Below are 12058 nucleotides of genomic sequence, written 5' to 3' on the forward strand. Positions count from 1 at the left end.
TATTCTTTCTTAGTATTTCAGGAACTAAGCAGGAGTTGATAGCGTGAGATGGTGATTTACACAAATTGACGTTTTCCGTGACTGATTCCAGGGGGGTGTATGAAACCGACATTATTTGTTCCGGCTCTGCTTGCCGGTTTAGCATTAGTAAGTGGTACAGCACAGGCTGATAAGCTTGATGATATTCAGAAAGCCGGCGTGATCCGCATTTCGGTTTTTGACAGCAACCCGCCGTTCGGATTTATCGACCCGCAGACCAAAAAACTGGCAGGTTATGACGTGGATATTGCACAGGCTGTTGCCGATGATCTCGGCGTGAAGCTGGAACTGCGTCCGACTAACCCGGCAAACCGCATTCCGCTGCTGGTCTCCGGCAAAGTGGATTTAATCGGGGCGAATTTCACCATTACCGGTGAGCGCGCCAAACAGGTGGATTTCTCCATTCCTGATTTTCAGACCGGACAAAAATTTATTGCCCGCAAAGGTGTGCTGAAAACCCCGGAAGATGTGGCAAAACTGCGCATCGGCGCGGATAAAGGTACCGTTCAGGAAGTGACGCTGCGCGAGAAATATCCGGGCACCAAAGTGATTTCTTATGATGATACCCCGCTGGCCTTCGCAGCACTGCGCAATGGTAACGTCGATGCTATCACACAGGATGATGCCAAACTGGTCGGGTTGCTCGGTAACCTGCCGGAGTCAGTAAAAGCGGAGTTTGAACTCTCTCCGTTCAGTCTGACCCGTGAATACCAGGCGCTGGCAGCACCGAAAGGAGAAACCCGTCTGGTGGAAGCAGTGAACAAAACCCTGCTGAAACTCGAAAGTGAGGGCAAATCACAGCAGATTTATAACCAGTGGTTTGGTCCGGGCACCAAAGCCGAACAACCGCGCGGTGAATTTAAGTTTGCTCCGCTGGCTGACCAGCCGAAATAACGTGAGTGTGTTTTCTGAATCAGGCCTCACTCCGGTGAGGCTTCCTGCATTTGTGCGGTAACAGACGGGATTAGCGGATGTTTGAGCAATTTATAAGTGCGCACTTACTTGCGCCGGAATATCTGGGATGGCTGGGGCAGGGGTTTGTGATCACCCTGCTTATCTCATTCTGGACGATTCTCGCGGCGACATTGCTGGGTTTCCTGCTGGTGGCCGGGCGGGACAGCCAGCTCGCACCGCTCCGCTGGTTAGTCAGTGCTTACACCAGTGTATTCCGTAATACGCCGCTGCTGGTACAGCTGTTTTTCTGGTATTTCGCCTCTGGAGAAATCCTGCCGCAGGCGCTGAAAATCTGGCTGAACACGCCGCATGAAATTGAACTGGCCGGGCTGACACTCGCATGGCCGTCATTTGAATTTATCGCCGGGTGGTTCGGGCTGACACTCTATTCTGCGCCGTTCATTGCGGAAGAACTACGGGCGGGAATTGCCGGTATCGGACGGCAGCAAAAATCAGCCGCACTGGCGCTCGGGCTGACTCCGTGGCAGTCCATGCGCTATGTGGTGCTGCCGCAGGCGGTCAGAATCGCCATGCCGCCGCTGCTCGGGCAGTATATGAATGTGGTGAAAAACTCGTCCCTGACTATGGCGATCGGTGTGGCTGAACTCTCTTATGCATCGCGTCAGGTGGAAAGTCAGTCCTTACAAACCTTTGAAGCCTTCGGAGTCGCGACGATCCTCTATATCGCCATTATTGCCGTAATGGAAGCCTTCGGGCAGTGGCGGACACAACGGGCACTGGCACAGGGGCATTAAGATGGACTTTTCCGTAATTCGTGATAACTGGGAATATCTGTTGTTCGGCACTTTCCCGGACGGTCCGCTTGAGGGTGCGGCACTGACGCTGGTGATCAGCCTGATTGCCGGGGCCATTTCCGTGGTGCTCGGGACTATCGGCGGAGTGATGCTGGCAATGCTGCGTGGCTGGTGGGTAAACCTGTTTGCGGCATTTCTCGGGTTTTTCCGCGCTATTCCCATCATTATGCTGATATTTTGGGTCTATTTCCTGCTGCCGATTGCCTTTGGTGTGGATGTGCCGGAAATTACCACGGTCGTCTGCGCACTGGCGCTGGTTACCTCGGCTTATATCGCCCACGGTGTGAAGGCCGGTATTCTGGCAATAGGCAAAGGGCAGTGGCAGGCGGGGATGTCTCTCGGTTTCAGCCGGTGGGAAGTGCTGTGGCATATCGTGTTGCCGCAGGCGCTGCGGATGATGATCCCGTCCTTTATTAATCAGTGGATTGCGCTGATTAAAGATACCTCGCTGGCCTATATCGTCGGTGTGGGGGAGTTGTCGTTCCTTGCGTCTCAGGTCAATAACCGCAGTATGGTCTACCCGACAGAGATTTTCCTGTTTGTTGCTTTTATCTATTTTGTGATGTGTTCCGGGCTGGAACTGGGGGCAAATGCGCTGATGCGCCGTTATTCATTACAGCGGCAGCCCCGTCAGTCGTGGCTTGCCCGTCTGTTTGGCCGGGGAAGAGAGAAACCGGTACGGCTGTCAGAAAAACCGGCATCCTGTTCATCATAAGTTTGATCAGTAACAATCCCGGTACGGTTAATGGCCGGGATTTTCCCGCAATGAAACGCAAACGTTTTCTTTTTGAAAACGATGCGGTAGGATAAGCCGAAAAAAACAAATTTCCGGGACTTCTTATTCATGACTACTCCGACTTCCGGCACTGATCCTCATCAGGGCCTGCTCCAGCGCGTGTTCAAATTACAGGAACACGGTACCACTGTCCGCACAGAAATTATTGCCGGGCTGACCACCTTCCTCACCATGGTGTATATCATTTTTGTAAACCCGCAGATCCTCTCGTTCGCCGGGATGGACATCAAAGCGGTGTTTGTCACCACCTGTCTGATCGCTGCCATCGGCAGTATCGGAATGGGGCTATTTGCTAACCTGCCGGTGGCGGTTGCGCCGGCAATGGGGCTGAATGCCTTTTTCGCCTTTGTGGTGGTAGGCGCGATGCACTACTCCTGGGAAGTGGCGATGGGCGCGATTTTCTGGGGTGCGGTCGGGCTGTTTATCCTGACCTTATTGCGCATCCGTTACTGGCTGATTGCCCATATCCCGCTGAGTCTGCGGGTCGGTATCACCAGTGGTATCGGGCTGTTTATCGCCATGATGGGGCTGAAAAACGCCGGTATTATTGTGCCGAACCCGGATACCCTGGTGACTATCGGTAAGTTTACCGATCACAGTGTGGTGCTGGGTGCACTGGGCTTCTTTATTATCGCCATTCTGGCCGCGCGCAATATCCATGCTGCGGTGCTGGTATCGATTGTGGTGACAACCTCCATCGGACTTTTCCTCGGGGATGTGACCTACAAGGGCGTGTTTGATGTGCCGCCGGGAATCACCTCGGTTGTCGGCCATGTTGATATTATGGGCGCGCTGGATTTATCTCTCGCCGGGATTATCTTCTCGTTTATGCTGGTGAACCTGTTTGACTCCTCCGGCACCCTGATCGGCGTGACTGATAAGGCCGGGCTGGCGGATGAAAAAGGTCGTTTCCCGAACATGAAAAAAGCGCTGTATGTGGACAGCATCAGCTCCGTCGCCGGTTCTGCGATGGGGACGTCCTCTGTTACCGCATTTATTGAAAGTACCTCCGGGGTTTCTGTCGGCGGGCGTACCGGCCTGACAGCTATCGTGGTCGGCCTGCTGTTCCTCGCGGCTATCTTTATTTCACCGCTGGCGTCAATGGTGCCGGCCTATGCGACTGCAGGGGCACTGATTTATGTCGGTGTGCTGATGACCTCCAGCCTGGTGCGGGTAAACTGGAATGATCTGACCGAATCCGTTCCGGCGTTTGTGACTGCCGTGATGATGCCGTTCAGCTTCTCTATCACAGAAGGGATTGCATTAGGGTTTATCGCTTACTGCGCAATGAAGCTGGGTACCGGCCGCTGGCGTGAGCTGAACCTGTGTGTGGTGGTGGTATCGCTGCTGTTTATTCTTAAAATGGTATTTGTGGACGCCTGATTACGATCCGTCTGAACAGACCCCCGGCAGCCGGACAACCGCTGCCGGGGGTTTTTTATATCAGGCTCAGGAGCGGCAGGGGAACGGGATCACGCAGTGCGCCATCCGCTGTGTAAACTGCTGATTATGCGAGGCCACAATCATCGGCAGATCCAGTTGTGTAAGAATGTCTTCCAGACGCTGAATATTTTTCTCATTGAGTCCGTTGGTCGGCTCATCCAGCAACAGAACAGACGGCGACATTGCCAGCACACCGGCCAGTGCGGTGAAGTTTTTCTCTCCGCCGGAAATCTCAGTCACAGCGCGGTCTTTCAGCCGGACAATATCCAGCATTTCCAGGCACTGTAAAGCGCGTTCCCGCGCCGCATCCTGTGTCATCCCCATATTCAGCGGACCAAACATCACATCATCCAGCACACCCGGGCCGAACAGTTGATCATCCGGATGCTGAAACAGCAATCCCAGAGGGCCGCGCACCTCTGTGAAATCATCTTCGGAAAGACGGGATTTACCGAAAACCGAAATATCCCCGGTGAACGGGATAAAACCTAACAGTGTGTGCAGCAGTGTTGATTTCCCGCTGCCGATATCACCGCACAGAAAAAGCCGTTCTCCGGCGTTCAGTTCAAAGCTCAGATCCTGAATTATCGGCGCATTGTTGCGGCTGACAACCAGATTGCTGACCTGAATCAGGGGATTTTGGGACGTCATTAACAGACCTTTTTGTATTAACAGAAGACGGACGCGCGTAAAAACCCCGGGCTTTCAGCGCCATTTCAGTGGTTTCCGCTTTGTGCATGGCTTTGATCAGCAGCAGGGCGACCAATTGGGACAACATGGTAAATGTCCGTTTATTCATCCCTTTGCGGAATCCCCGGGCTTTCATGGCCGTTTCAAGCTGTTGTTTGGTTTCGCTGAAAATCGCGATATAACGGATAGTCAGAATAAACAGCTTTATCAGTTTATCGGGCAGGGGATAACGTTTCACCGCACACGCCAGATCGATATCTGTCATGTTTGTCAGCATCGCAGAGACAAACAGCAGAATCGCATTCATTTTCAGCGTGATTTGCAGGGCGAGAAACACCCCGGCCGGGGACTGAACAATGCCCTGACTCTCAATTTTCCACGGCAGTGTCAGCCAGACAAACAGGATGAAAATATTCAGTTTCAGCACCGTCAGCAGTGAACGGCCCAACTGACGGCGGCGGCAGACAACAAACAGCAGAAAAGCACCCGACAGACCGGCAATAAGCCAGTCGGTCTGCCGGATACCGCTGAGCAGAAAAGCCCAGAGAACAGCAAGAAGCAGGCGCCGGTGAGGAGGCAGCCATTTATCCATAGGTATGCTGCCCGGGCTGATTGACCATCAGGGAGGCCGGACGCATTTTGGCCAGCGCCAGCAGGATCCCCACACTGATCAGGGAGTCGGTGACAAAAATCGGCAGGTGTCCGATAAACAGCAGCCAGACCAGATCGATATAGGATTTACCGCTGTCGAGCACCAGTGCCAGCGAGGTCAGGCACACCGTACCCAGCGTACCGATAACCCCGGCCATTACCCCGAGATAAACCAGACGTCCCTGACTCAGCCCCGGACGCAGGGAGTTACGGAACAGGTAATAGACCAGCAGCGCCGGGATAGAGATATTACACAGGTTAACCCCGAGAACCGCAAAGCCGCCGAAGGAGAAAAACAGCACCTGCAGCGCGAGGGCAATCAGGAATGCCGGGAAAACCGCCCAGCCGAGGAACAATCCGGCAAGTCCGTTTAAGATCAGATGCACACTGCTGACCCCGATCGGCACATGGATGGTACCGGCAACAAAGAATGCCGCCCCGAACAGGGCTGCCAGTGACAGACGCGAGGTATCCAGCTGGCGGATGCCGATGGCAACCCCGGCCGCAGCCACCACACCGGCACCGGCCAGAACAGGAAGATGTAATACGCCTTCAGATAAATGCATGGTCTTCCTCCTGTTATGCGGCGTTTTTAGCGGCCTGCTTTGTTAATTCACGGGCACGGAAGAATGCAATCACACCGAAAATACCCACGATATAGCCCACACCACCGAGAATATTCTGCAGATAGATTTTATTCTTCAGCTGGTCAATATCCTGGCGGATCTGAATATAACCGGAAGAGGAATCACTGCTGCCGGTGTTGGCTGCAGCGGAAATAACCGGCACTTCCGTTTCCACTTTATGCCCTTCATCACCTTCAACATAGAGAATATAATCACCTGTCGCCGGGACTTCGATTTTGAAATACCCTTTTTCATCAGTCTTACCGGATATTTCATCATCTTCGTGGCCTTTCAGATACGTACCGACATAAGTATCTTTTGCCGGAGACATATCAGAATAATAAGACTGGCCGCTGATCACATTACCTTCCAGCTGTGCAACCACATGCATGGAGTGAGCTTGTGCTGTTGTTGCCAACAGCACCCCGTTAATCAGTAAAATAGCAAATAAATAAACAGATTTCATAACGTTTAATTACTCAGCGTCAAAAGATAAAACATATTCAAGCTGCTGGAATCCGTACTCTTTATTATCCGGTGTATCCAGTTTGTATTCGGCGTAAACTTTATTGGCGCCTTTTTCAACTTTGAATTTTGCCAGGCCGTCTTTGTTGGTCAGCACACCCGGGTCTTCTTCGCTTTTGGCGATTTTCATGCCTTCCAGCGGCTGACCATCTTTCAGGGCTTTGATCTCAAACTCCTGACCGGCCACCGGTTTAGTCATCGGTACCAGCTCATAAGGGGTGTTAAAGACTTTTGTAGCGTTGTCATCCCACTTAACGATATTTTTGCTGAATTTAATCGGGTTCTTGCTGAACTCCGCATCCGGTACTTCAATTTTATTTTTCTCAACGGTGCGGCCATTCTTTAATTTACTCCAGACACCGTTGTCGTAACCTAATAATATAATTGACGCATTCTCAGGCATGACAAAGTAAGCTTCGCCATCTTTAAAGGTGGTACTGACGGTTTCCACTTTACCGTCATGCATTACAGCCTGAACCGGTTTTAATTTATTTTCCGGATATTTTTCTGTCGGATTATGACCAAAACGGACAACATAATCAGAGCCGTCAGTTTGTTCAATCCAAATATTGTGCGCATTTGCCTGAAAACTACCAAATAACAGGGCGGCTGAAATTAACGTCATTTTCTTCAGAGACATAAAAATACCTTTCGATTAAGTTGCGGGATTATTTACGGCCGAGTATAGATGAGTGAAAATGAAAATAAGACCTTAAATTCAGAAGAATAATTAATATCAGGAACAGCTCACAGTAAATTGTTAAATATTTATTTACCGCAAACGTTTTTTTTAATGGTCTTGGGCGGGTTGTTAATCTATTGCGTGAGGGTTATTTTTTGTCTCTGAAATGTTATGAGTGTAATGAATATTCGTTGAATGAATATTTACAGGATTTAAATGTCACTTTATGATGTATTTTTCACCGTTTATCAGCGGGCTCAGTGGATCATTCTGATGAATCAAGAAAACCGGGGCGCCAGCCGGAGATCATAAAGAAATAATTGATATAAACTCATAAAGTAAAAAAGTTCCTGATCAATGATCAAGAACTTTCCGGGGAAACACGTAACAACTTATCCGCGCCGGATCAACAAAACGCCGCTTTCCATGTGCGGGGTGTACGGAAACTGATCAAACAGCGCCAGCCGCACGACATCATGTGTCTGGTTCAGTGTTTCCAGATTTTCACATAATGTTTCCGGATTACAGGAAATATACAGAATCCGCTCGTAGCCCTGAACCAGTTTAACGGTTTCCGCATCCAGTCCGCTGCGCGGCGGATCGACAAATATGGTATTACATTCATAAGAGGACAGATCAATTCCCGCCAGGCGGTTAAATTCACGCGCGCCCTGCATCGCCTGTGTGAAATCTTCCGCGGACATACGGATAATCTGCACATTATCGATATGGTTAGCATCGATATTATATTGCGCGGCAGCCACTGACGGTTTGGCAATTTCGGTTGCCAGCACGCGGCGGAAATTACGCGCCAGCGCCAGTGAGAAATTACCGTTACCGCAATACAGCTCCAGCAAATCGCCCTGTGAACCTTCTGTCGCGGCAAGTGCCCACTCCAGCATATGAATATTGACCGCTGCATTCGGCTGCGTGAAGCTGTTTTCAACCTGGCGGTAAATCATCTCTTTACCTGCGACCGGTAAAACTTCATCAACATAATCATTATCCAGCATGATTTTTGTTTTAGAGGCACGGCCAATCAACTGTAAATCGAAACCCTGTGACTGCAATTGTGCCCGTAATGTTTTAGCGGCCTCTGTCCAGCTGTCATCGAGTTTTTTATGATAGAGCAGGGAAACAATAATTTTGTTGCTGCGTGTCGACAGATAATCAATCTGAAAAAGTTTATGACGCAGAAGATGAGTCTGTTTCAGTAACGGCAAAATGGCCTGCATCATGTCATTAATCAGCTGGCTTGCGGCCGGGAAGGTATCAATCCGGATACGCTGTTTGGTCTGCTGATCAAACATGATATGCCAGAGGTCATCCCCTTCATGCCAGATACGGAATTCGGCGCGCATCCGGTAGTGTGAAACTGGTGACGCAAATACGTGAGCATCCGGCGCCTGAAAAGGCTGCATCATTGTTTGCAGACTTCTTACCTTCTCCGCAAGTTGTTCTTCATAATTTTCAATAGGTAACGTGTTATGCATGGCGCGTCGATCCGTTTTGCTGATCACAAAAATTGTTCGTGTGTTTATGAATAAAGTGTCCCGCCCGACAATTCAGATATCTTACTCTGGACAGGTTTTAAAACCGGATCGTAGCATGATAATTCGGTTTCTTCATAAGAATGAAAAGGGAATCCGGTGAAATTCCGGAACTGGCGCGCAGCGGTAATGGTAAAAGCAACACGATGACACTGTTATAAATGACGGGAAGTCGTTGCGGGGAATAACGTAGTACCCTCCTGAGTCCGAAGACCTGCCGAAGATTTGTCGTCCGTCCTGCTGACGCTACAAAGCAGACGGGTGGCATCCTCTTTATATATATGTGGGTGCTCAGGAAAAAATGAAAATGACCTCGCCTTATGCGCTGTCCGCTGTCGGACTGGCCGTGTTTTCCGCGTTATCGTTTAGCGCTTCTGCTAATACTAATGATGATCAGATAATTGTTTCTGCTAACCGCTTCCAGCAGCCGGTTTCGTCCGTGCTGGCGCCGGTAACCGTTGTGACCCGTGAAGAGATAGATAAGTGGCAGTCGAATTCTGTGGCAGATGTGCTGCGGAGACTGCCGGGTGTGGATGTTGCTCAGAATGGTGGGCTTGGGCAGGCGAGTTCTATCTCTGTCAGGGGAACAGATGCAAAACATCTGTTAGTCTTGATTGATGGTATCAGACTTAATAATGCCGGTATTGCAGGAGCTGCGGATCTTAATCAGTTCCCTATAGCTTTGGTACAACGCGTGGAATACATTCGCGGGGCTCGCTCAGCAGTTTATGGTTCTGATGCTATTGGTGGTGTATTAAATATTATCACGCTACGTGATGATATTGGCTCAAATATTACAGCCGGAGTTGGCTCTAATGGCTTCCAGAATTATTCGGGCACCACTCAGCAAAAAATTGGTGAGAATACACAGATTACAGCTGCCGGTGCTTATACTGATTCGAAGGGTTACGATATTATCTCTGACTATACGAATAAATATCAGCCATCAGACAGGCATTATGGTTTTTTAAACAAAACACTGTGGTTAGGCGCAACTCATAATTTTTCTGATGAAATTTCTGCTTTTACGAGAGTTTACGGATTTAACAATCATTCAAATTATCATCCCTGGATGGCTGGCGCGATGGATACCCGTGAATTAGAAAGCAGAACATTTGATATTGGCGGAAGTTTTAACCGGGACATTTATTCTACTCAGCTCACTTTTAGCCTCACTCATACTAAAGATTATAATTTTAACGGAGAGGCTGGGCGTTATGCTGAAGGTCGGGCATTAGATGACTCTAAGCAATATAGCCTTCAGTGGGGTAATCATCTGCAACTGGGCAATGGAGGCTTAAGTTCAGGAATTGATTATCAAAAACAGACTATTCAACCCGGCACATCTATGACACCGGAAAGTAAATCACTTTCAGATACAGGATTATATATTACAGGGCAGCAACAGATTGATTCTGTGACATTGGAAGGAGCTGTGCGATCAGATCACCAATCCGAGTCCGGATGGCATACGACATGGCAGACAAGTGCGGGGTGGGAATTTATTGATGGCTACCGGCTGGTAGGATCCTATGCAACAGCATTTAAAGCACCAAATATTGGCCAGATGTATGCGTATCAACCAGATCCTTTTTATCCTGACTATGGTGTAAAGGGTAATCCTGATTTGAAACCGGAAGAAAGCAAGCAGTGGGAGGTTGCTCTGGAGGGGTTGACCGGTGAATTGAATTGGAGATTAGGGACATACCACAATGATATAGATGAATTAATTGATTTCAGATCAGGAACAAATGGGCAACCGGGTAACTATCAGAATATCAAAAAAGCCAAAATCAAAGGTGTCGAGTGGGTAGGGGAATTTGATACCTGGATTTTCCATCATCAGATGACTTATCAATACCTGGATGCAAAAGACAAAGAGACGGATAAGCGTCTGGCGCGCCGTGCACAGCAGCAGGTTAAATATCAGCTGGACTGGACGGTGGCCGATGTTGATATGGGGCTGACCTATCAGTATATCGGTAAACGTTATGATGATGCGGCGAATAAGCAAAAACTCGGCGGTGCCAGTGTTTTTGATATCACAGCTGCATATCCGATCACTGACCATCTGACAATTCGTGGTAAAGTAGCTAACCTGTTTGATAAAGACTACGAGACTGCGTATGGCTATCGAACCGCTGGCCGCGAATACTTCCTTACAGGAAGCTACAACTTCTGATCCGAAAACCCGCCCGACAGTGCTGCTGTTTGACTCCGGCATGGGCGGTTTATCTGTCTATCAGGAAGTAAGACAATTACTTCCTGATCTCCACTATATATATGCATTCGATAATGAGGCGTTTCCTTACGGTGAAAAAACCGAAGCCTTTATTGTCGAACGTGTGACTAAGATTGTCCGCCAGATTGCTCAGCAGCATCCGCTGGCAGTGATTGTCATTGCCTGTAATACCGCAAGCACCATTACGCTGCCTGCACTGCGTGCAATGTCTGATATTCCGGTGGTCGGCGTGGTTCCGGCGATTAAACCGGCAGCGAAACTGACACGCAACGGCCTGGTCGGGCTGCTGGCAACGCGGGCAACGGTAAAACGGGCTTACACCCGGGAACTGATTGACCGGTTTGCTTCTGAGTGTCAGGTATCACTATTAGGATCGGCGGAGCTGGTCGAACTCGCAGAGCGCAAGCTGTATGGTGAGGCGATTCCGGCAGGTGCCCTGGAAACTATCCTTGCGCCGTGGCGGAATATGAAAGAGCCGCCTGACACAGTGGTACTGGGATGTACGCATTTTCCGCTGATTGCCGAAGAACTGAAATCAGCATTACCTGACGGCACCCGGCTGGTGGATTCCGGGGCGGCGATTGCCCGCCGCGTACAGTGGTTAATCAATAACAGTGAGAAACCTCATCACTTAACCGCAGAAAAAAATGTGGCGTATTGCATGCGGGATGATGAAACGACACAGAAATTACAGCCTGTTTTGCAGCAATTGGGACTCGAATCGCTGAAAAAACTGACGATTACAGGATGATTTGCTGCATTAATCAGCAGTCAGCACATTTTTATAAATTACCCCTTGCGGTCAGATAAAAACTCCCTATAATGCGCATCCGTTGTCACAGCACAGAACGCGAAGTCTGCTGAGATAACAAGGTGAAAAGTCTGAAAATAAATACTTGACACCAAATGAGGAAAGCGTAATATACGCAGCCTCGCAACAACGCAGAAGACCGGCAACGGCAGCGAATGTTGCAACTGCTCTTTAACAATTTATCAGACAATCTGTGTGGGCACTCGCAGGACATATCACAAAAAATATTATTTT

Annotated in this window: 12 protein-coding genes and 1 riboswitch; of the genes, 6 read left to right on the forward strand and 6 right to left on the reverse strand. The window is 49.4% G+C overall.

Features of this window, described 5'->3' with window-relative positions; genetic code table 11:
- Window positions 1–99: 99 nt before the first annotated feature.
- The 4 genes from GN208_RS13505 to GN208_RS13520 all read left to right on the forward strand — a co-directional run bounded on the left by GN208_RS13505 (window position 100) and on the right by GN208_RS13520 (window position 3987).
- Window positions 100–933 carry an ABC transporter substrate-binding protein gene (locus tag GN208_RS13505; RefSeq protein WP_004237988.1) on the forward strand — a complete coding sequence of 278 codons (834 nt, stop codon included), beginning with the start codon at window positions 100–102 and terminating at the stop codon, window positions 931–933.
- A 77-nt stretch (window positions 934–1010) separates the two neighbouring features.
- Window positions 1011–1748: an amino acid ABC transporter permease gene (locus tag GN208_RS13510; RefSeq protein WP_004237989.1), complete on the forward strand. Its 738-nt coding sequence runs from the start codon at window positions 1011–1013 to the stop codon at window positions 1746–1748.
- Between the two features lies 1 nt (window position 1749).
- Complete coding sequence (locus GN208_RS13515; protein ID WP_004237990.1) at window positions 1750–2523, forward strand: amino acid ABC transporter permease; 774 nt, start codon at window positions 1750–1752, stop codon at window positions 2521–2523.
- A gap of 129 nt (window positions 2524–2652) precedes the next feature.
- Window positions 2653–3987 (forward strand): NCS2 family permease, encoded by a 1335-nt coding sequence (locus GN208_RS13520; RefSeq protein WP_004237991.1) that lies wholly within the window; start codon window positions 2653–2655, stop codon window positions 3985–3987.
- Between the two features lie 66 nt (window positions 3988–4053).
- Here GN208_RS13520 and GN208_RS13525 read toward each other — a convergent pair whose 3' ends face one another.
- The 6 genes from GN208_RS13525 to trmA form a co-directional block, all read right to left on the reverse strand.
- Window positions 4054–4698, reverse strand: coding sequence for an ABC transporter ATP-binding protein (locus GN208_RS13525; RefSeq protein WP_015422339.1), 645 nt, complete (start codon window positions 4696–4698; stop codon window positions 4054–4056).
- On the reverse strand, window positions 4613–5329 hold the full coding sequence (locus GN208_RS13530) for an energy-coupling factor transporter transmembrane component T (RefSeq protein ID WP_004237993.1): 717 nt from the start codon (window positions 5327–5329) through the stop codon (window positions 4613–4615). The genes GN208_RS13525 and GN208_RS13530 overlap by 86 nt, the downstream gene beginning before the upstream one ends.
- Complete coding sequence (cbiM, locus tag GN208_RS13535; RefSeq protein WP_004237994.1) at window positions 5322–5954, reverse strand: cobalt transporter CbiM; 633 nt, start codon at window positions 5952–5954, stop codon at window positions 5322–5324. The genes GN208_RS13530 and cbiM overlap by 8 nt, the downstream gene beginning before the upstream one ends.
- Window positions 5955–5967: 13 nt before the next feature.
- A complete protein-coding gene (locus GN208_RS13540; protein WP_227718617.1) occupies window positions 5968–6438 on the reverse strand; it encodes an Additional component NikL of nickel ECF transporter in 471 nt (156 codons plus the stop codon).
- A gap of 51 nt (window positions 6439–6489) precedes the next feature.
- On the reverse strand, window positions 6490–7179 hold the full coding sequence (locus GN208_RS13545) for a DUF4198 domain-containing protein (RefSeq protein WP_004237996.1): 690 nt from the start codon (window positions 7177–7179) through the stop codon (window positions 6490–6492).
- Between the two features lie 434 nt (window positions 7180–7613).
- Window positions 7614–8714 (reverse strand): tRNA (uridine(54)-C5)-methyltransferase TrmA, encoded by a 1101-nt coding sequence (gene trmA / locus GN208_RS13550; protein ID WP_004237997.1) that lies wholly within the window; start codon window positions 8712–8714, stop codon window positions 7614–7616.
- A 107-nt stretch (window positions 8715–8821) separates the two neighbouring features.
- Window positions 8822–9008: riboswitch (cobalamin riboswitch) on the forward strand.
- A 70-nt stretch (window positions 9009–9078) separates the two neighbouring features.
- Between trmA and btuB the strand changes: the two genes are divergently transcribed.
- On the forward strand, window positions 9079–10953 hold the full coding sequence (gene btuB, locus GN208_RS13555; protein ID WP_015422338.1) for a TonB-dependent vitamin B12 receptor BtuB: 1875 nt from the start codon (window positions 9079–9081) through the stop codon (window positions 10951–10953).
- Window positions 10898–11764 (forward strand): glutamate racemase, encoded by an 867-nt coding sequence (gene murI / locus GN208_RS13560; protein WP_004237999.1) that lies wholly within the window; start codon window positions 10898–10900, stop codon window positions 11762–11764. Before btuB ends, murI begins: the two co-directional genes overlap by 56 nt.
- The last annotated feature ends 294 nt before the right edge of the window (window positions 11765–12058 follow it).

This window comes from Morganella sp. HSTU-ASny43 (genome assembly GCF_022819185.1).
Lineage (GTDB): Bacteria > Pseudomonadota > Gammaproteobacteria > Enterobacterales > Enterobacteriaceae > Morganella > Morganella morganii.